Annotated in this window: 15 protein-coding genes; 11 read left to right on the top strand and 4 right to left on the bottom strand. The window is 38.7% G+C overall.

What is annotated here, in order from left to right; genetic code table 11:
• Nucleotides 1-98: 98 nt before the first annotated feature.
• The 11 genes from P1K33_RS12200 to P1K33_RS12250 all read left to right on the top strand — a co-directional run bounded on the left by P1K33_RS12200 (nucleotide 99) and on the right by P1K33_RS12250 (nucleotide 8917).
• Complete coding sequence (locus P1K33_RS12200; protein ID WP_284653258.1) at nucleotides 99-515, top strand: DUF3788 domain-containing protein; 417 nt, start codon at nucleotides 99-101, stop codon at nucleotides 513-515.
• A gap of 455 nt (nucleotides 516-970) precedes the next feature.
• Nucleotides 971-1408, top strand: coding sequence for a hypothetical protein (locus tag P1K33_RS12205; RefSeq protein WP_284653259.1), 438 nt, complete (start codon nucleotides 971-973; stop codon nucleotides 1406-1408).
• A 400-nt stretch (nucleotides 1409-1808) separates the two neighbouring features.
• A complete protein-coding gene (locus P1K33_RS12210; protein WP_284653260.1) occupies nucleotides 1809-2375 on the top strand; it encodes a Crp/Fnr family transcriptional regulator in 567 nt (188 codons plus the stop codon).
• 115 nt (nucleotides 2376-2490) lie between these two features.
• Entirely contained in the window at nucleotides 2491-2976 is a 486-nt protein-coding gene (locus tag P1K33_RS12215; protein ID WP_284653261.1) for a Crp/Fnr family transcriptional regulator, read from the top strand.
• Nucleotides 2977-3052: 76 nt separating this feature from the next.
• Nucleotides 3053-3640, top strand: coding sequence for an NAD(P)H-dependent oxidoreductase (locus tag P1K33_RS12220; RefSeq protein WP_284653262.1), 588 nt, complete (start codon nucleotides 3053-3055; stop codon nucleotides 3638-3640).
• Between the two features lie 28 nt (nucleotides 3641-3668).
• Entirely contained in the window at nucleotides 3669-4235 is a 567-nt protein-coding gene (locus P1K33_RS12225) for a cupin domain-containing protein (protein ID WP_284653263.1), read from the top strand.
• 20 nt (nucleotides 4236-4255) lie between these two features.
• Nucleotides 4256-4825 carry a carboxymuconolactone decarboxylase family protein gene (locus P1K33_RS12230; protein WP_284653264.1) on the top strand — a complete coding sequence of 190 codons (570 nt, stop codon included), beginning with the start codon at nucleotides 4256-4258 and terminating at the stop codon, nucleotides 4823-4825.
• Between the two features lie 74 nt (nucleotides 4826-4899).
• Nucleotides 4900-5706 carry an alpha/beta fold hydrolase gene (locus P1K33_RS12235; RefSeq protein WP_284653265.1) on the top strand — a complete coding sequence of 269 codons (807 nt, stop codon included), beginning with the start codon at nucleotides 4900-4902 and terminating at the stop codon, nucleotides 5704-5706.
• Nucleotides 5707-5979: 273 nt separating this feature from the next.
• A complete protein-coding gene (locus tag P1K33_RS12240; RefSeq protein WP_284653266.1) occupies nucleotides 5980-7302 on the top strand; it encodes a DJ-1/PfpI family protein in 1323 nt (440 codons plus the stop codon).
• 40 nt (nucleotides 7303-7342) lie between these two features.
• The gene (locus tag P1K33_RS12245; protein WP_284653267.1) at nucleotides 7343-8167 is read left to right on the top strand and encodes a DJ-1/PfpI/YhbO family deglycase/protease; all 825 of its coding nucleotides are present in this window, start codon (nucleotides 7343-7345) and stop codon (nucleotides 8165-8167) included.
• Between the two features lie 111 nt (nucleotides 8168-8278).
• Nucleotides 8279-8917 (top strand): NAD(P)H-binding protein, encoded by a 639-nt coding sequence (locus P1K33_RS12250; protein WP_284653268.1) that lies wholly within the window; start codon nucleotides 8279-8281, stop codon nucleotides 8915-8917.
• 71 nt (nucleotides 8918-8988) lie between these two features.
• Here P1K33_RS12250 and P1K33_RS12255 read toward each other — a convergent pair whose 3' ends face one another.
• The 4 genes from P1K33_RS12255 to P1K33_RS12270 form a co-directional block, all read right to left on the bottom strand.
• A complete protein-coding gene (locus P1K33_RS12255; RefSeq protein ID WP_284653269.1) occupies nucleotides 8989-9735 on the bottom strand; it encodes a hypothetical protein in 747 nt (248 codons plus the stop codon).
• A 293-nt stretch (nucleotides 9736-10028) separates the two neighbouring features.
• Nucleotides 10029-10451 carry a hypothetical protein gene (locus tag P1K33_RS12260; RefSeq protein ID WP_284653270.1) on the bottom strand — a complete coding sequence of 141 codons (423 nt, stop codon included), beginning with the start codon at nucleotides 10449-10451 and terminating at the stop codon, nucleotides 10029-10031.
• Nucleotides 10452-10588: 137 nt separating this feature from the next.
• Nucleotides 10589-10984 carry a hypothetical protein gene (locus P1K33_RS12265; RefSeq protein WP_284653271.1) on the bottom strand — a complete coding sequence of 132 codons (396 nt, stop codon included), beginning with the start codon at nucleotides 10982-10984 and terminating at the stop codon, nucleotides 10589-10591.
• Entirely contained in the window at nucleotides 10984-22377 is an 11394-nt protein-coding gene (locus P1K33_RS12270) for a SpvB/TcaC N-terminal domain-containing protein (protein ID WP_284653272.1), read from the bottom strand. Before P1K33_RS12270 ends, P1K33_RS12265 begins: the two co-directional genes overlap by 1 nt.
• Between the last annotated feature and the right edge of the window lie 10 nt (nucleotides 22378-22387).

The following is a 22387-nucleotide window of genomic DNA, read 5'->3' on the forward strand; positions in this document are numbered from 1 at the left end:
ATGATAAGCATCATCCAGATAAAATTTAAAAGTGACCACCATCATTTTTAATAAATAATTAGAATACTTTTGCTTTTCTGACTGCTAACCGTTTCAAAATGAAAAGTGTTTTTACTGACAAAAATATAACGCCAACAAATGAAAGTTTAAAGGAAGCTTTAGGGGAAAACTTTGAAATCTGGGAAGACTTCGTTGATTTTACGATACAAAGTTATCCTGGTGCAACTCAGGAATGGAATTTTTCCGGTGAAAAATTTGGGTGGAGTTTCCGTATAAAAGACAAAAAGAGGGTTTTGATTTATTTACTTCCAAGAGATGGATATTTCAAAACAGCCTTCGTTTTTGGACAAAAAGCAACAGATCAGATTCTGGAAAGCACAATTTCTGAAACTATAAAAAATGAACTAAGAGCCGCAAAAGCATACGCTGAAGGAAGAGGCATACGAATTGACATTAAGGATAAATCAATGGTTGAAGACATTCATCAATTGATAACAATTAAAATCTTGAATTAATAAACAAAAAGGGGTTTCCTCACCTTGTTTTTGCAGTGTGCGCTGAGGCATTTGCCATCTCTAATGGCTTCTCCAATTTTTGTTGTGATTTTTTGTTGCTTATTTCAACAGTATTGCCATGTCTATTAATATGATTGATAGTCAAACTAACTACTTATTACTAATAAACATATACCAGTTTACATTTTTTAAGAATTATTAAAGTTCCCCAATGTTGTTTAGATGCATCTTTTAAAGTTATTTACTGTTTCTCATCACAAACAATTTTTTTAAACTCTCGACTGATGATTTGAGGCTATTAATTTTCCTGGCTTAGTATGATATGTCACCAAGTAAGCTGGAATGATGAAAAGAAATCAATGCAAAAATGGTCTGAGATGTTTTAGACTATTAGTGTCAATTTACTACATTTACCTTCAAAACTATCTCGCTTAGATAATATCAATCAAAAATTCATGAGTGTCATCAAAGAAATATACGACGTCGCCAAAGACAGTGCCACGCTTGCTACTAAGGCAGCGGCTTTAAAACGTGCGCTAAAAGCAGAGTTAAAACTAAACCAAAAGCTATTAACAGATATCCAAAACGCCGCTCCAATTGATACAGCCCGAAGAATCGAAATTATTAAAATGTTGGATGTTGAAGAACTCACGGCTGCCGTTCGTTATGAAATACCCTATACCGCTATTTCCAGAAAAAAAGTAACCCCCGAACAAACCCAAAAATATAAAATCAAACGAATACTGGATTATGACCTTGAGAAGTTAATTGAAGTTTTGTACCTAATGATTTCGTATCTTAAAAAAGATAGCAAAAACACTCAAATTGATTTGAACTTAAGGTTAATCAATATTAATAAGTACAACAATATCCTGCTTGAGCTGCTTAGTTAGGAATATCTAAAGCTTCTAGATATTATTTTAAAACTAAGAACTCCTGGCGTTATTACTTTTAAAATCACTCGAAGTGACGGTTTGAAAACGTTTAAAAGCTTCCACTACTTCTATTTTAAACAACTAGTAAAAAAGCAAACCCGATTAGTTTCCTAATCGGGTTTTGCATTTTTATATTTTCACAGTTTATCTTTTATCGTCTTCGCCCTGGTCATCATCGTTATTCAAAGTAATCACGGGACAGTTCATTATACTAACTCAGTTCAAGTGTTACGACGCAATGACACGAAGCGAAGCCGACTGCCGAAGGACTTGAGCCCAAAGGGAGAACAGAGCGAAGCTAAATGGAGAATCTCCCCTAAAGTTTTTTTTATATTTTTGTATAAGAACAAATACGCATATGGATTCCTTACGCCGCCATATTGAAGCCATTACACCCATCAGTGATGAGGAGTTTGCGTATGTTGAATCTTTTTTTACGACGAAAAGGGTTCGCAAACACCAGTTTCTACTTCATGAAGGTGACGAGGTCCCATATGACTACTTTGTGGTATCGGGTATCTATAAAGTGTATTATTTAGACCCTCAAGGGAAGGAATACATTGTTCAGTTTGCGCAGGAAAACTGGTGGATGACGGATTATAATGCCTTTTTCAGACAACAAAAAACCGATATGTATATCGAATGCCTGGAGGAAGGAGATGTTTACTGCTTGACCCTGCATGCAAGAGAGCAAATGGCGGCAGAGCTTCATAAGATGGAGCACTTTTTCAGAATGAAGTTGACCCATGGTTATATGGCGCTGCAAAAAAGAATAAGAATGCTGCTTTCGAGCAGCCCGCAACAACGCTATGAAGCGTTTGCCAAATTATATCCCAGCTTATTGCAAAAGATTTCTAAAAAATTAATTGCAGAATATCTTGGCGTGAGCAGGGAAACATTAAGTCGATTACATCATGACAAATAGAATATAGAAAATGGAGGCTGAGGAAAAAATATATCTGGAATCTGTTAGGGCCTTATGTCCGAACCTTACTGATTTTGAACTCTCCCAGTTTGCATCCCAACTCACTTTTCAAACATTGAAGAAGAAAGATTTCTTTTTAGAATCGGGCAAAGTCCAAAATGCCATTGGTTTTATTACCAAAGGACTGGTTCGGTCTTTTTATATAGACGAAAAAGGAGATGAAATAACCGTCGGCTTCTATCCGGAAGGAGAATATGCCACTCATTTCTCCTCCTTTGTAAAGCAACAACCCAGCAAATATGCTATTCAATGCTTAGAAGACACCACACTGGTTTGTCTCACCCTTGAAGGCATGAATTGGAATTACCAACAATCTCCCAATTTTGAAAGATATGGAAGACTAATTGCCGGTGAAATTTTATACCGACAACAAGCTCGTATTGAAAGCTTTATTTTTCAGACGGCTGAAGAGCGTTATCTTGATTTTATCAAAAAGCAACCGGGCTTATTCAACCGCATCTCTATCTCCCATCTTTGCAGTTACCTTGGCATCGAAAGACAAACCCTTACCCGTATTCGACACAAATTAGCACACCAATAATCTTTTGACACATTTGTGTCAGGAACGCCTTTGGGATATTTAAAATCTTTGCAGTGTAATATTAATACACCTTGCAATGAAAACAAATATCTTACTTATCCTTGGGCATCCTTCCGAAAACTCGTTTTGCAATGCCTTGTTAGAAGCCTATCAAAAAGGGGCAGAACGTTCGGGAGCTCAATGCAAAATCCTCTATGTTTCCAGACTGGATTTTGATGTAAACTTATCCTCTGGTTATACAACCGGCGAAACCCTCACGCTTGAAGATGATCTAATCACTGCACAAAAACATATTTTGTGGGCTGACCATATTGTTATGGCTTATCCAAACTGGTGGGGCTTTATGCCTGCCATTACCAAAGGTTTTATCGACCGAATCTTTTTACCCGGCTTTGCCTTCAAACACCATTCAGGAAAAATATTTCCGGAAAAACTACTCACCGGAAAAAGCATCCGACTTATGGTAACGATGGACACGCCAAAATGGTGGTTCTATCTCATCTATCGTGCTTCTCAATACCAAATCCTTAAAAATATAGTGTTCGGTTATGTGGGCTTCGACCCTATCCGATTTTCCACTTTTGGATTTATGAGAAAATCAACTGACGAACTACGCAAAAAATGGCTTCGAAAAGTAGAAAAATTAGGTCAACAACTTAAATAACATACAACAACAATTAAAATTAAAGATTATGAACCAGCAACTTAAAACATTCAGACGCGTCGTGACCGGTCATGATGCTACAGGCCAAGCCATCATCATTTCAGATGCACCGCCAGTACTTTCTCAACTTGTAGGCGGTCCGGGCGGCCCAACTTTCTTTGAAGTGTGGCACACTTTGGAAACTCCGGCTTTGATTCACCCTCAACCGGATGATAGTGTAGAAAACAGTTTGGTATTGGCTCCGCCAAAAAACGGAACCCGCCTAAGAGTCATAGAATTTCCACCTGAAGGCGAGGAAATAAGAAAACTGACCGAAGCAGATGCCGCGGCCAAATTCAAATTGATGGGTGGTGAGAAAGCTTCAACCGCTGTTGCCGGTGCACCTCACCCTTTGATGCACCGTACCCAAACCGTGGATTACGGGATAGTACTCGAAGGAGAAATCACGATGATACTCGATCGCGGCGAAACCACTATCAAAGCAGGGGATATCATCATTCAAAATGGCACCAACCATGCCTGGGCTAATCGTTCAGGGAATATTTGCCGAATGGCTTTTGTGCTTATTGACGGCCAATTTACAGGAAACTTTTAATCCCAAAAAAAATAGAAATCATGCGTATAAAACCCTTACCTCCGAAATCCCTAAGCCCTCACGTTCGTTATGTTCATGACGAGATTGCCAAACTCATTGGCAACAGTCAGGGTCAGGTAAAAATGACAGATGCTCAAGGCGCCTTATTAGGGCCATTCATTCCGATGCTTCATTACCCACAATTTGGTATACCGGCTTTGAGTTTTATAAGAACCTTAGACCATCATGCCACCTTACTAAAATCACTGCGTGAGATTGCCATACTGACTGTGGGTGGCTCATTTGGAGCCCGTTTCGAACTCTATGCTCATGAGATTATGGCTGAGGCATTTGGAATTCCGCCAAATATAATCGCAACGTTGGCCGCCGGTGGTCATCCCAACGGCTTAAATGAAGTCGAAACCATCACCTATGATATTGCCTATGCCTTAGTCAAAGGACGCATCATTCCCGATTCAACTTATAAACAGGCATTGCAGTTACTAGGGAAAGATGGTGTGGCTGAACTCTATTTCTTAATTGGCGGCTATAGTTTCATCGCTATGATTTTGAATGGGTTTGATATTCCTGCACCGGAAAATAATCTCTAATAAGAAATTTAATAAAAACGGACAAGCCGAACACCGTACAAAAAGTAGGCAATACCATTAAAATTTAAAAAAAAATGAAAACAACAATTTCAATGCTGCTTTCAGCAGCCTTTGCAGTAACCACTTTTGCTTCGTGTTCTAAAAATGATGACAACACCACAGCAAAAAAACAAACTTATGTCCTGGTTCATGGGGCATGGCAAGCACCTTACGTTTGGGACTTGGTAAGTTCTGATTTAATCAAAAAAGGCAATGAGGTAATTGTCGTAGAACTTCCGGGTCACGGAGACGATATGACACCTACACACACCCTGACGCTTGATGTTTACAGAGATAAAGTAATCGACGCCATTTCGAAAACAGAAGGTCAGGTTATCCTGGTAGGACACAGTATGGGCGGAATGGTAGTAACGGCTGTCGCTGAAAGCATCCCTGCCAAAATCAGTAAGCTGGTCTATATCGGAGCATTTGTTCCTACTTCGGGACAGGCATTGGTGAATATTTCAGATCCTGAGTCACAATTAGGCCCATCCTTGATTCCTTCAGCCGATCATCTGACGCTTAACGTGAATGCTGAAAACCTGACTTATCTCTTTATTAATGATGGTACAGCAGCCGATAAAGAAAAAGTAGTTGCCAATTACAGACCTGAGCCAGCTATTCCGTTTACCACTCCGGTGACGTTGACTAATGAAAACTTTGGTGCTGTAGCAAAGGTGTATATCAAAACACTACAGGATATCGTGATTTCTCCGGGACTTCAAGACCAGATGATTGCCAGTGCCGGAATTACGACGGTGTATTCGGTGAATACCAGCCATTCTCCATTCCTGTCGCAACCGCATGAAGTATCAAAGCTGTTGTTGAAAATAGGGAAATAAGCTTGCGTAAAGTTCTTGGGGCAAAACAGCATCCATCGCCTCAAGTGATTTAAATCACACTTTTTTAGTGATTTGCTTCCTTGTCCCAAGGCTGCCTGCAGCGGTAAATTTGCTTTATCAATTAAGAAGTACTTCTTATAAAATTAATAACCCATAAAAATGAAAGTTATGATAGCAAAAACACTCTTGTCAATCCAGCGAAAAACAGTACCCGTTTTGACGTCATTTCTCTTAGTATTCAGTTTTTATGCTAACGCACAAAATTCAGGTAAAATGAAAAAGAAAATTCTATTTGTGGTAACAAGCCACGACGAAAAAGGAACTACCGGTGAAAAAACCGGGTTCTACTTATCAGAAGCAGCCCATCCATGGGAAGTATTGGTGGATGCGGGATATGAAATAGATTTCGTGAGTCCGAAAGGCGGAAAAGCGCCGGTCGACGGATTTAATCTTGGTGATCCGGTTAATAAAAAGTTTTGGAACGATGCCACCTATAGAAATAAAGTGGAAAACACGCTGAAACCTTCTGACATCAACCCAAATGATTATGCGGCTATTCATTATGCCGGTGGTCATGGCACCATGTGGGATTTTGCAGATAACAAACCACTAGCATCAATAGCCGCTAAAATTTATGAGAATGGCGGTATTGTAAGCGCGGTGTGTCACGGTCCGGCTGGCTTGGTGAATATCCAACTTTCTGATGGGAAGTTTTTGGTTGAAGGTAAAAAAATAAATGCTTTTACCAACGAAGAAGAAGTGGCGGTAAAACTGGACAAGGTTGTTCCTTTTTTACTAGAGTCAAAATTGATTGAACGCGGAGCCATTTTTGAAAAATCAGGTTTGTGGCAATCCCATGTTGTTACCGATCAAAGAGTAGTCACCGGGCAAAATCCGCAATCTGCCAAAGCAGTGGGCGAAGCTGTTCTGGAAGCCTTAAAACATCAGGAAGTCGCAGCAAAATTGACTCGCTATGAGGTAAAGCAAGATTATTTGGAATCCTTTAAAAAAGCGATTGATGACTATGTTCATTATGCCGTTTCAAATGACAATAATATCATGGCTGAAGCTTATTTCGAACAGGACAAACCAAATGTGCTCTGGGTAATTGAACGATGGAATAACCAAAAAGAATTGGATAAAATCAGTAATCATTTAAAACCAAAAGTAGTAAACGATTTGGCGAAAACAGCATTAGCAAAACCTACCAAAACGATTGGTGTTAAAGATTTGGAACCCATTTCAAAACAAGCATGGCGCAGAACGACAAAAGCAAACGAAGACCAGCTTACCATAATGCTTTTTGTAGATGCTAAAGTCGGAACCCAGGCCAACTTCAAAGATGTTTATCATGTTGCTATGCCTCAATTTAGAAGTGAACCGGGCGTCGTGACGTATCAGTTATCGGAGCTTGAAGAAGATGAAACCCAATTTGTGACTTTTGAAAAATTCAGAAACAATGAGGCCTTTCAGTATCATTTGAACTTTCCTCCTATTCAACCGGTAATTGACTTTCTGAATACCAGTATCAAAAACCCACCATTTCAGGACAGCGTTCACCGACTTATCGAATTTGCTCCACTCACAAGAGAATAATTCAAACGAAATTAATTACTAACAATTAAAAATTTAGAAAATGAAAACAATAAAACAAATCATAATGGCAGTTATCATCAGTATAGTTGCCTCATCGAATGTAAACTCACAAGTAACCGTAAAAACTAAACAAATGAATGCACTAAATGTAAACCAACTGGAAATTGCCAACAAATTATCTACTCAAACGGCTGTAATAAATATGCCGGTAACCCAATTATTAAATGCTCCGGGCAATGAAGCCTTGAGAGATTTCTTCTTCAACCCTGTAAAAAACAAAACCGCACTCAAAGGCAAAAAAATTGCGGTAATCGTAGCCGATGGTTTTGAGGAAATTGAATTAACCGGTCCGGTATGGTACTTTAGAGAACTGGGTGCACAAGTAGATATTGTTGCTCCAAAATTCGTTCCGGCACCTGAAAGATATGGATTGGTATATCCTGAAATGTCAAAAACACATGTTATGGCCATACAATATTTACAACCTGTAGGCTGGATTAAATTTGATAAAACCGCAGACCAGATTAAGGTAAGCGATTATGATGCGGTGTTTATTCCGGGTGGTGCCTGGAATCCGGACAATTTGCGCAATGATAAAGATGTGATCAAATTTATTCAGGATTTCAACAAATCGGGAAAACTAATCGCAGCCATCTGTCATGCTCCGGTGGTATTGGCTTCAGCAGACATTTTGAAAGGCAGAAAACTAACCGGATACTGGAACATCCAGGTGGATTTAAAAAATGCTGGTGGTACTGTAATAGAAGCACCTGTTGTGACTGATGGAAACATCATTACCAGCAGACATCCAATAGACGTAGCCGATTTTTCAAGAGCGGTGGAAAACTGGTTAATCAAAAAATAATTCTAAAATAAGATTAAATGGTGGAGATAAGGGTTTCTTTCTCCACCTTCAATCTTAAAAATCAAAAAATAAATCATATTTTTAACTGGTTGGTCATTTAAACACTAAAATATGAAAGCACTCATCATTGGAGCCACAGGCGCTACCGGAAAAGACCTTGTAAATGTGCTGTTACAAGATTTTACATTTACTGAGGTTGTCATATTTGTGCGTCGTCACAGCGGAATAAAGCATCCTAAATTGACAGAAGTACTTACTGATTTTGATCATTTGGAAGAAGTCTCAACATTTATCAAAGGTGAGGTTTTGTTTTCCTGTTTGGGAACCACTCTGAAAGTAGCCGGTTCCAAAGAAAATCAGCGGCATATCGACTATGATATTCCAGCTAAATTTGCGGAGTTGGCTAAAGCCAATGGTGTTCCGAAAGTAGTTTTACTCTCCGCCTACGGAGCGTCAATGACAAGCAATGTGTTTTATTCTAAAATAAAAGGCGAATTGGAAGAATGGATTGACCAATTGGCATTCGATTCCTATATCATTTTCAGACCCGGATTATTGCTTCGCAAAGAGACCAATCGATTTGGTGAAAAAATAAGCGCCGGTATATTAAAATTTCTGAATGGATTGGGTTTGATTCGAAAATTTAAACCGATGCCCACTTCCCTACTTGCGGAAAAACTGGCTAAAGCAGCTAAAACTTTGCAAAATGGAAAACACATTATAGCATTGGAGAAAATCTTCGGATTTTAATTTCCTCTTATCTCCACAAAAAAAACCGATTAGTCTCCTAATCGGTTTTTCCATTTTTAAATTTTTACAGTTTATCTTTTATCGTCTTCGCCCTGGTCATCATCACCATCATCGTTACCACAGTCATCATCAGCCTGCTGAATTTCATCTGTTAGTTCCTCGTTACTGTTGACCACTTCCGTTTCGCCATTGGCATCGGTGATGGTTAAAGGATAATTGATTACCACGGTTTCTGAACCACCTAAAGTAGCCAGGAAAGTATAGGTTTCATCATCGTTATTCAAAGTAACCACAGTGCTTACATTATTGGCATCGGTGAAAGTAAGGGTTAAAGGATAATGCAAATCCAAACATTCGATATCATCAGCATCATCGCCGCAAGAGTGCACGGCAACATCCAACTCTTCCTCGGTTGCAATAAGCTGTGTGGTTCCGTCAGCAAAAGTGATGCTGATTGGGAAAACAAAAGTCGCATGAACCTCATCGTCATCGCTGTCATCATCATCGTCATCATCGTCATCCGAATCACCGGCATGGTGTAAGGCGTTTTGAACGGTCGCATACTCATCCATCGTAGTTATAGTAACCGTTTGTCCATCGACTACTAAACTCACCGGAAGATCTACTACAAAACAAGGCATATCATCGTCATCCTCAGATTTACCCGTTGGCGTATTGCCATTGTGTGTTACCCTCATCAACAACTGGGTCAGTGTTGAGTTTTTGGACAGTTTTTGACTGTCTGAATCATTTTCACAGGAAGACAGTACTAAGCCTATAATGGCCAAAGCAAAAACAGACTTCAAAATTTTTTTCATAGTTAATTTGGTCTTTAATTAAACGTTTGGTGGCGTTAGGATAATACAAAGTTAACAAATATATACAGTTTTTAACTCGTATAGAATTGATTTAATGGTTTAATTCAAAGAAATACACTTTTTGACCATCGCAAAATTTGAAACTAATCCGTTTTTATTGCAATTCAACTCCAATTGCCAGTTTTCAAATATTACCTTATCTTTATCGGTATAATGAATTGGGCTAAAAAATTGACTTATTTTTACCTAGAAGGCTATTAAATTGTATTGTGCTGCTTAGCAGCATTACTTCATTATTGATTAACAATGATAGTATCTTCCTTGACTTGAAAAGAATAACCGTCATGTTTAAAATGAACAATCTTATCTTTCGCATTACAATAAATTATGCTGTCGTTCGTATTATCAAACCATACAATAACCCTCTTTTTATTTTTTGAACTGCTTTCAATGATATTAGTCAGCCGTATGGATTTTGTATCTTCACATTTATTGGTCTTTAAATAGATAAAAGAATTCATTTTTGCAAAATGGATACTGTCAATTTGCGAACGGCCCGAATCTGCAACAACTTCATAATAAGGTTGGCATTTTCGCTCCTTTAACATTCTTTCCTGCTGCTCGGCCACTTCAATCGAAATTCCATGATCCTGTTGTTCCTGTTTGCAGGAAAAGAACAGTAAAACAATGAATAAACTAAAAATTTTGAATTTCATGATAGTATGATTATTTGGATAAGGAATCACGGTAGAATGATATAATCTTACTTAGCAAAAAACCGATCAGTAAACTAATCGGTTTTTTTATTTTAGTCAGTATGCAACGTAGCTATTTGCTTGTCATGAAACAATATTCATTCACAACAATTACAAGGAATTAAAAATTTCTTATTACTAGTTTCTAAAATAAAATTTAAAGTTTCGTCTTTATTGCTTAGTTCTATATATGATGCAGAATTTACAATCATTTTATATTTTTTATCTTTAAATTTTATCTCTGCTTCATAAAAGCATGGATACTCATAACAGAATAAATGTCTTTCAGAAGGACTTACTTTCTTCATGGCTTTAAATAGTTTTTTAATATCTTTTTCATTTAAAATCCAATCTTCGCATCCTAAATTATCCTTATCACCTTTAATTTTTTTTTGAGGTCTAGTGATAAATTCAATTTCATCATTGACTGAAGAACTATTTATACAGTTAAAAGAAAAAAATATAAATAATATGGTCACTATAAATTTATTCATTATCTTTTTAACATTAGTTTCAGTCCTCTTTCAAGTTTTTTTTGCATATCAAATAAGTCTCTAATAATTCCGTCTTTTTTTGTCTCAGGAATTCTTTCTTTAATTTGTATATCATTATTTTTTTCAGTCGTTGGAGGAGGAGGAGGATTAACTAATTCATCTAATCTATCATGTATAGCGTCTATAACTGTTTGCCCTTCACCAGCAGTTTTCCATGATACATCCTCATGAGGATATATATCCTCCATTGTTAAGTTATACTCGGTCATTATAGTAAATACTGCCATAGCAGTAGCCTCAATTTGTTCTTCTGTTAAAGCATCCCATGTTTCAGTAGTACTATTGTAATTACCAACAACCTCAATCCCAATAGAGTTAAAATTCCCTATTTCCCCTTTTTGTTTTCCGACATGATTAGCTCTATTATTAAAATTAACTAATTGTGTTGTCTCTCCATTAGTATCAATAACTATATGAAAACCGGCTTTCCCTTTATTTGCTTTAGCAGAATTTATTGCACTAGTGGCTGAGGAACTTACTGTTCTATGCAAGACAACCCCATTTATAGAACCCATAGCTGGTCTTGATACATCAGCATTGATATCGTTTACTACATTTGTCCCTCCTGCGACTCCATCATCTATTACATCAACTTGCTTTCCATTCGGATCAATTAATCTAACCGGATTTTGATAACAATACATATAAGAACCATGGTTAAATGGGTTAAAAAAGCCGCCATTATGATTGCCTGTCCAAAAAGTATCATCATAAACTAAAGGATCTACACTTGCCCATATACTTATCTTTGGATCATAATATCTGGCTCCATAATAATACAAACCGCTTTCTTCATCCAATTCCTTTCCATTAAATTTATAGGGTGAATTGTGACTATTCATATGCTCTTCTACAAAGCTTTCACCAAAGGCAAAATACTCCATATGCTGGCTTACCTCTCCAACAAAATTAGTAATATAATTGGAACTTCCCAAATGATCCGGGTGAAAAAAGAACTGCTCATTTTCTTCATCGGTTCCCTCAAAGCTAGGCACTGTTATAAAAGCCGTATTAGAGGCAAAGATTGGTGTTGGCGTAATCTCAAAAGCAGTATACACATGGGTGACTCCTGTTTCGGCCAGAGTCAACTGATCATGACTCGTCCCGACTAAATTGATAGGGGCGCCACCAGAGCTATTCTCCTGCAAAGCCCACTCATCAAGGAAGCGACCTAAATTAGTGGTAGTTCCTATTTTACTGCTGACCCTTTGGGAACCGGCAAAATAATGCTTGGTATAGCTTAAAACTCCTGAATTATCTGTTGCCGGTCGTGCTACCAGCATGCCACTTGGATAAAGCATAAAGTCAGACTGAATGACAGTTCCAACCTGCTCTGCATTTTCATAAACCGCAACGCTCGATGAATTTTGCTTAATGATTCGTTCGCCACCGGCATCATAAGTGTATATGCCAATAGGATGAACCGTTGTTGCCTCAGGATTTAAATCAATGGCGCGAAGACGGTTTTCCTCATCCCAAAGATTTTCTCTTATAATATCTGCCTCAGGCGCTGTACAAATCTTTTCAGTGACTTTGGTTTGATTTCCGTTATAGTCATACTCATAGCTTTTTGTTTTAACCCTTGGATCATTGGCCCCATCACAGCAGCCAGGTAATACCGGTTGCTCTACAATTTTACGTGGGGCATGAGGTTGCTCATAGTCATAAGTTGAAACGCTATAGCCAGCAGTGTTATATTCCTGGTAATCCAATCCATAAGTCGTTTGCTCAACCTGGGTCCATGCCCCAACTACAGCGCTAGGATCTGGGCTGGTAGCCGTCTCGTGTATTTGTGTTTTAGTTTTGATATTGTGCTGACTGTCATAACTCATCGCAAGCGTATATTTACTATGATTAAAACCAACACCATTTTCATTCCTGCCGACAAAATTACCCGCAGATGTGGTCATTCTGTTCAAATCATCATAAGTAAAGGTCTGCCAGCTTCTTCCTCCAATTTGAGTTGGTGTAGGCATTGCCACTGTATTGTTATGTATAGCCGTAATATTGCCCAATACATCATAACTGTATTGGTTGTTTATGAATTCCCTTTGTACAACACCAGACCCAGCGCCTAAAACGGAATTACCGGATTGTTGTACTTTCATTCTGTCCAATCTCCTGCGTTCGGCTTCATAACTATAGCTAGTTTCAGTACCATTGCCATATCGGAGATAGTTACGTTGACCAAAACGGTCATACCCCAATTGGCTGATAATATTTTTACCCGCTACACCATTTTTTTCGGAAGTCATGGCATGAAGCTCTCCTCCACGGTTATAGCGATAAGTCACGAGTTCTTCATCCGGATACTGGATGGTTTGTACCCTGTTCCAGGTATCATAGGTCCAATCGGTCTGAAACCAATAGGTGCGGTCTCCCGGTACAACTACCGAACGGCGATTTTTGGTGATTTCGCCTAGTTTACCATATTTAAAATATTGGGTTCCTGTGGCGTCAACATGATACCACAATTTGCCTACGGCATTATCATTAGAGGCATCTGAGTTGCCTGAGGGTCCGTAATAATAATGTACATTATTCTCAGGGAACTGTGGGTAAATAATCTCATCTAATCTATTATAGGTATAATTATATAATATGGCTTGACCTCCTGACTCCAATAGATTGGAAGTCCTTTTTTCTTTCAGATTACTAGCTAAATCATAGGTGAATTTAGTAATACCATTATCAGGGTGACGAAGCTCTATTCGTCGTCCTGCAAGATCATACTTAGTTTCTGTTATATTTCCTGCTACATCTGTGACTTTCAGTAATTCCCCTATACTATTATATTCAAAATTAGTTACAACATTACCTGTTACCGATTCCTGAATAGAGCTCACTATTCTTCCTCTAGCGTCAGTTAGTTTCTTCTGCACCTGTCCAAATTCATTGGTAACCTTAGTTAAAAAAATACCACTATCTATCGTAAACTCAGTAGTAGTTTCATCTGTCTCCCCTGGTAATTTACTCGTTAAGCTTCTATCTAACACATCATAGGTTGCTTCTGTAGGCGAGGCTGTGTCATCTTCATCCGGATTATAGTTAAAAGCACCAGGCGGCACAAAACTTACACCGGAATTGGGTACAGTTAACCCACTAAAATCGTCAAATTGGGTGGTTGAATAATAGCTTTCTATAGCCCTGTTAAAACCGTCAGTTTTGGTTTTACCATTAAGCACCCATACCAAAGTATTATCATTATCAGGGTCAATCGTTGCAGAGGGGGTACTTGTACCATCAAAAACAGCCATTGATTTTTTTACCTGAACCGGTTTTCCAAAACCATCTACCAAGGTAGCCGTTAAAATTTGATTGGTTGTTGTAACGTCCAGTCCATTAGTCCCTGTTCTATATTCAGGATCAAAATGTCGGGTCAAGGCATGATGCAAACTATTGGTGGCTTCTCCGGTAGATAAGGCATCAAAATGATCCTCGGCATCAATAACACCATTAAAAAAATCAGCCGTGTTTGGACCATACTGATCAATGGCGAAATTGGCTACACTTGTTGCTACCGCCACTTCATTTTGATACTCAAAACGTATTGTCCAGGCGGGTTCTGCTCCACCGGCTATGCCTTCTAAAAATAATTCATAAGGCCCTGTGATTTCTACTGCACGTCCCCGGTCATCAATACGCGTACGCATAGATTGCTGATTCATATCAGTATTATATACAGGCATCCCAAACAGGAAATTATACTCACTTTTAGAAAAATAACCAAATGCATCTTCAATTCGAATTGGGAACATGTTTAATACAGTATCATAAGTATATTGCTTGAAATAGTGCGAACCTGTTACATTTGGGTCAACGCTATCATGACTAACAATTTTCGTCATATTACCATAATCATCATAATCCATATTCATAGTGGAATACTGAGGAATGTCATTTAGCTTCGTTATTACCTGATGTAATTGACCAGTATTACCTGCGCCTGAACCACCAGTAGTCGCTGGCGTTGGATAATAAATAGCTTTTCTTTCTCTCAACACAGTACTTCCGTTAGATTCATAAACCCTTATAAACTCAGGATACCCCACAGCATTATCAAGAGACGCAAAAGTAGATGCTGGATAATAGGTGATTTTGGTAACATAAGCATCAGTATTTTGTTCTCCATAATCGCGGTATTGCGTAATATTCCCAAAAGCATCAAATGCCTCAGTAGCTGTAACTATATATTTATCACCTGAGCCTCCTTCTGTAAAATGTTTTATCGTAGCTAATGGAGCAACAAAAAGGCTTGAATGGTCTAAATCTGTACATACAAAACCATTGCTTGGTATTGCACCACCATTTATTGTGGCAGTTTGATCTACAGTACTGCCATATTTAACCGCATCTGCATTAAAAGTTGTCCCAAATGTGCTGGTGGAAGGGTCAAAAGTTCCGGCGGCCGCAATAGCTTCAGTACCATTTATAGCAATTCCCGGACGATAAATTCCATAAGAGGTTATGCTCTCAGTCCATAATGTAGTTCCTGCAAAAAGGGATTCCTTTTTAACAGCGCCTTTTAAATAGTAATTGTCATTGTGGAACTCTTGCGTAGTATACCTGTAAACTGCTGGATAATCTGTTATAGTCGCAGGATCAGCATAGATATCTATATGATTGTTGTATCCTTCACGCTGTTCTACTTTTACTTTCTTAAATCCAAAAAAATCTCTTTCCCTACGGTCATAATAGGGGTCTTCATATTCAACAGTAATCAATGCTCTGTCAAAATCCCAACTATTATCAGCTGTAAATCCATCATAAACAGCTATCGTACTTAATACATATTGACTGTGAGGCATTTCAAAAATGTTTCCTTCACGGGAATAAGCCACTTCCCAGGAACCACCGGTTGGGGTGTTGACTTTTTTAAGGAGGTTGGTTTTACCAATTTTTGATAAACGGGCATGTAATTCCCCATCATCAGTGTCTGCTCCTGTTTCCGAATTTTCATTTCCATTTCCTGCCGTTAATATATCTGCAAACCCATCCCCATTAATATCCTGTATGGTTATTTCATCTCTGCTTAAGGATTGCTCACCACCAAATTTTGGATTGATGTTGATTTGGAACAAACCTAAAATACAAATTGGAATGGTAAAGGAACCATTAGCCCCTTCTGCTGTTGATCTGTTTCGATTGATATAGTTGGTAGCGCCACCATTGTTATAACTGCCTGCAAAGCCATTACCGGTGTTCAGGGCATAAGTAAAATTACCCCCACTCGAGTCTGTCAACAAATCCAACAAACCGTCACCGTTGATGTCCATCAGGTTCTTTTCGGTATATGCTTTAGAGGAAGACGCAGTGATACCGGCAGAGAAAGCATTGAACCCGTAAGAAAAGCCGGCTCCACCGGCAAAATTGCTGTATTTACCTTTAAGGTCTGTGGATGCCCAGGTCTGTTCCGGTCCAAAACCATAACCTAAATTCAAGCGCACTTTTAAACCCCCTTCTGCATTAACACGGTCAACTAATCCATCCCCATTCATGTCGAGCCATAATAAGGCTTCCTTGTTAGCCCCGCCACCTACTGAACCACTAATTCCAATGGATGACTTGGTCTGGGGTTGGTCCGGGGATTTAATCGTTGGTTTTACGCTTCCCACAGACCACGCAATATTATATTTAGGATCACAGGTTTTTGAAGTGACAAAAGTACCACTGGCAGTAGCACCCCAGCTCTCTGAGGTACTTGTGGTTACTCGTCCAAAATTCAATGTTCTTTCTTCGGCAATGGCTCCCAGTAAGTTCGTGAACTGCACTTTATCCCTTGTCAGGATATCCGGGTATCGGTCTCCATTTAAATCCAAATAATTTAATTCTGCCCAGTTGAAACTGGTACTATAGTTCCCGCTGCCACCAACGCCTCCTGCATCAAAACCTGCAGCAATGGAATGCCCTTCACCTTTATTGATCAAATTAACTCCTCTGATCGTTGGGAAAGTACATTGTGTCACAGTTCCTGGTGTAACCGGAATCATCTCAATAAAAATAGTTTGCAGATTTTTAACGCCAAATCTCGAAGTGGAAAAGAACTCTTCCTGCACATTTACCCCATCTGTAGCATGCCACATACTGTTTTTACCTTCCGGCGATAGGGTAATAAATCTTGTATTGGAAACATTTTGGCTGTTATCTTGCTGGATGCAATCGGCTACAGCTTGCCCTGAAGCATTATTATCAATACAGTCCTGGATATCGTCATTGGCCGTTTCAAGTACAGATTCGTCTATAGGAATTATGACTCCGGCGGCTGTAAAGCCATATCGGGCAGTGATAATAGGTTCTCCAGTAGAAGTATTCAAAGTTACTGTATTATCAACTTCCCATGGGTCAATGTTTCCACTTCCGTCTGTATCAACACTTTCTCTAGCCACTACTATACCGCCATGATAAGCAAATTGTCCCCAGCGTCTGTAATTCGGTCCAAAACCATCATTTCCTACCTTACAATAGATATCTTTTGAATACTGGGAATCAGGGATTAGGTTTACTTTATAATCCCTAACGGTTCCTTCCGGCGTAAAAGCACTGGTTTGATGCAGGTCTGAAGGATTGTATTGGAAAGTAGACCCACCAATAACCCTCATAAGAACATAGCCATCAGACACACCACTTGGGATAGGAATAGTAAAAGAATGTTCATGGTCAACTAAATTCGATTTAAAAAATTCTCCCGCCTCAATAGTCGTGCTTCTGTTAAAGTCAAGCCAAACCGCAGCATGTCCTTCAGTAACGATGGTATTGTCTAAAGTAACATTTAAAATATAATTGCTTCCTTTCAGCAGGAATGGGTTGACTGATAAAGTAGTTCTGTCTTGATAGTAATTTGTTGCGCAGCTGATACCTGTATCATGCAATGAATCAAAATCAACAGCAGTCAGTCTGTTATTGGTACTGCAAACCCCGGTTGGGATATTATAAGTTGGTAAAGTGGTAACCGGTGTAGTAGACTGGGTAACTATCGCCTTAATAGGTTCTGTACCTAAACTTCCGAGATTAGCCAATTCTGATACAGCAGTATTTAATTCGACAAAAATAGTTGATGTCAAATTACTGGTCAGGGTAATCCCGTTGATACCTGTACCGGTCAACGTAACATTTCCTCCACCTTTATTTACAATCATATCTAAAGTGGCTAAGACTTTTTTATTACTGTTTTTAACCACAACATTAATAGGATATGCTCCATCGTCTAATGTAGAAGAAGCATTAATAACCGCAGAATTGAAAACCGGTTTTATGGTAACAGGCTGTAGTGGATCTATAGTAAATTTTGAAGTAACATCGGAATTGATTTTGTTATTGAATATCCCATAATCCACAATACCATATAATATCTCCCCACTACTGGTTGTAATTGTTGGTCGCCAGTCAATTTTTTTCCAATCCACATTCGAATTGGTAATAACACTAAATCTAAAACAGGTTTTATCTACAGCAGTTGAGGAAGGCAATGGTGAAAGTGTAGTAGAAATAAAATCGTTTACTCCTACATTTCCTCCTAATATCTGATCATAGGTGGCTGTGTAAGTATTGCTTACATCAAACACGCCCATACTCTCATCAAAAAGTCCTTCTTCAATTTTAAAGGTAATGTTGTCGCTATAAGTGTGGTCCGAACCGGTAAGGGCCGGTATTGTATTTAAGAGCGGATTCCATCCAAAACTGATAGGTCCTGCTTGGTTAACAACAAGCAAAGTATTGGCAGAAACAATAAATCCTTCAGAAGCCTGAGATGAAAAATAAGACAAGTCATTCGCATCCAATTCGTTTGTAGGGTCATTATACAATATTTGTGGATTCCAATGAACACGATCATAACTTCCTTCAGTTTTAGCCTGAACCCTGAAATAAATGTTATCACCTTTATTAACAGGGACTAAACCAGGCACGGTCATATCAGCCGGAGTGAGATTTACTGTCTGGCTTGATGAAAATGTTGGATTAATTTCCTTGTGCCAGATGACACTCGAAGAACCATCCTCTTTTTGAATAGACAATACCACACCATCATAATCATTAAAAAAAGGATTGGTTGATGTAGGATAAGGATTTTGGACAGTTGGAGGTAAAGGCGCAAGTACAACTGTATTTGTTAAGGCAGATATCGTAATGTCGCCATCTTTAGGTGCCGTCCACATTTTGACAATGTCATGCGGAGGGTTTTCATCATCTAACTGCTCAATGGTTTCCAAAGCGATATTGTCGATGATACCTTCAGTAATTTCCCCTGCGCTTACCGGGTTTGGTGTTCGCCCATTTTCATTGGAAAAATCTACGTCAACAGTCATATAATCATCCTTATTGGCCTGGTTGAACATCACATTGCCAGCATCAACTAAATCAATCAACCCATCACCGTTCACATCCGAGAAATAGGTACTGTTAACACTTTTGGATTTGTTGTAAGTATATCCAAGGAATGCACCATAACTTGCTGAACCACCAATGCTGAATGAATTAGAGCGGTTTCGGCTGATGTTGTTAATATTGTTGATTGGAAGTTCCGAATCAAAACCTGTTCCTGTGTTCGGCCTGAAATATAGTGCATCGTTTTTCCGGAATACCTTATCGTTAAGCCCGTCTCCGTTAATATCGATAAAAGAAACTAAGCCACCTCCGCTTGAATAGTCAAAACCCAAATTGATTCCTGCGGTAAAGCCGTTGGTCCCGCCGACACAACTTGCTGAAAAACCTACATAAAGTCCTCCATTTACACCACCACTTTCAGAAGAGCCCAAGGCACTGGCATGATTGGTAAATTCTGAAGAAATATTGCTAATGGCATTCCCGGTAATAAGATCACCCGTAATATCATTACTTGCATGGCTCCAAGAATCGTTCAGGGTCATATCAATGATATTGTTATTGGAAATAGTAGACCCATCGTCCCCTTTATCTTCATACTCCATGGTATTCGAATAGAACAAATCACCACTGGCATCATACTCAGCGATGCTTTTCAATAATTTTTTAAAGAAGATTTCCTGACCGTTGTTATAATTGAAGCGATAAGAACGGATTGGTCTTAAATCATTTATGCTGCTGTCAAATAGGCCGACTTTAATTTCCTTAAGCAGGTTTTTAGTCACTTGAACCACACCATTCCTTGCATTTACTTGTTTATCAGCTCTATTCTGATAAGGATATAATACGCTGCTTTCATAAGTGTCACCATCCTTTATAAACTCTACTTTATAATAATTGTTTTGTGTAATGGAGTTATGTAAAGTATATTTTATTTCTTTGATATAAAATTCATTGCCACCATCTCCCGGCTGTCCCGACAAACTGATATTGTAATTGTTTTCATAAGTATATTCTACATAATTGCCATTGGTGTCTTCAGTTCTGCATAATCCCCAATAGGTAATGTTTCCGGTGGTTAAATTCCCTGTTCTTATGACTGCATTATCCACTACCGCACTGCCATGTCCTCCATAAAAACTCTTATTTCCCATTTTATCCGTTACTTCCCACCAATAATTGGTTGGATTGTCACCATGACGAACGATGAGTGCATAGGCCCCCTCTATTCTTGGATAAAATCGTCTCTCAGCAGATCTAGGTATGCTTTCTTTTCTGTGCGGATTGGTGTATTCAGCACCATCCATTAAGGTTAGCATACCGCCACCCATGGAATATATCTCGGTTTCATTCGCGATATCATATCGAGGCGCTCCCCAACGGGTATCTAAACTAACTCCTGGGATTGACAAATCCCAACCTAATCCCATCCAGCCATTACCACCTTCGCTACTGTAATTCACGGAAAGAGTGGGTTGCATACCTGCTCTACCTGCTGGTAATTTAATTGGAAAACTGGTATTAACAGTTCCCATGTTATTAGGAGTTGGCGGCGCTATGCTCACAACGCCTGTCGTAGGTTCAGCGGCTTTGATGTCTTTGATGGAAGTGGGTGTAAAACTACCGGTTTCCGGAGATTCAGGCACTTTTACAATACCGTTGATAAAGTCGGTAAAATGAACTGTTTTGGAAACGATTTCATTGGCTGTTGTAAGCAAAGTATCTTTCTCCAAAGCCATCCATTTCTTTTGATCACTGTCAAAGTAAAAAGTTTTCACATCTCTCGCAGTATATCCTGTTGGAAACTTAGAAGCATCGTATTTTATATGAACTTTCGCAGGGCTTTTGGTAAATAAATTCCCGTGTGGCAGCATTCTGTATCCCGAATAATCGGCTGTAACATTCACCATTTCCGGAGACAATGTTGGCACATCCACATAACGCAAACCGGCTATCGAAATATTTTGATTTTCTTCTAAACTCAAGCTGTCAACCTCAAGTCGGGCACCTCCTAAAGCTAAATTATCGCGAAGTCCTTTGATAAAATTTTTATTTATATAAGGTATAACCTTCGCTTCTTTGTGCAATTCTGAAGGTTTGTCGAGCAATTGAACCACTTTTATGGTGTTTTCAATTGATTTTCCATTGGGATCAACATAAGATACGGTTAAATTGGCATTTGGTGCTTTTTCTTCAACAAGTGCTTCAAAAGCACCATTGATAACCGGATATTCTTTTCCTAAGACTGTTATTTTTTGGACATTGTTATCCGCTATAAAACCACTCAAGGCAATAGCACCAAAATAGGATTTTGCTTCTGTCTGGTTGAATACGATTGGAGCTGTTTTGGTTTTTTCTTCATATACCAATTTTAGGTTTCTAATCATGTATTGGTACTTCGATTGTTCCCAGGTAGTAAACCTAACGGTGTTTTTGCCTTTTTGAATGGTATTCGGATTTAGTCTTTCCTTTACCTTAGTCCATTCTTTGGTTGTTTTTATGATATTTCCGCCTAAGGCATATTGATCATTAATACTTTTAGTTGCCTGGGTTCCGTCGGCCAAACCAAATAATTCATACTCCAGATAGACATCTTTATCCATTTTGACATCACTCTTCAATTCAAAAGAGAAGATATTATCAGTCAATTCATCAATCGGTAGGTTTTCACTTTTACCAATGATACCTTGCTTTTCTAGAGAAAGTATGGTATCAGCATCACTAAGCTCTTCATTGGCTGCCAATAAATCAGGTTGGATTGTTTTGGTAACAATGGTTCTTGTTTCAGCAGGTGAAGTATTCGAGACCAAGTCATCAAACCCTCTAAACTGATTCTGATTAAAAAGGGCATCGTTATAATAGGTAGAAGCAACACCGGAAATATACTGTACTTTTCCACTATTCATAGCATAGTTCAAGGTCGGGGAAAGAACCATCAAATTGGTCATGACCGCCATAAATAATTGCTGGGCGAATTGTTGTTTTCTAATACGGGAAAATATAGAATTTTGCATAGTATATTTT

The sequence above is a fragment of the Flavobacterium terrisoli genome (genome assembly GCF_030167905.1).
GTDB lineage: Bacteria > Bacteroidota > Bacteroidia > Flavobacteriales > Flavobacteriaceae > Flavobacterium > Flavobacterium terrisoli.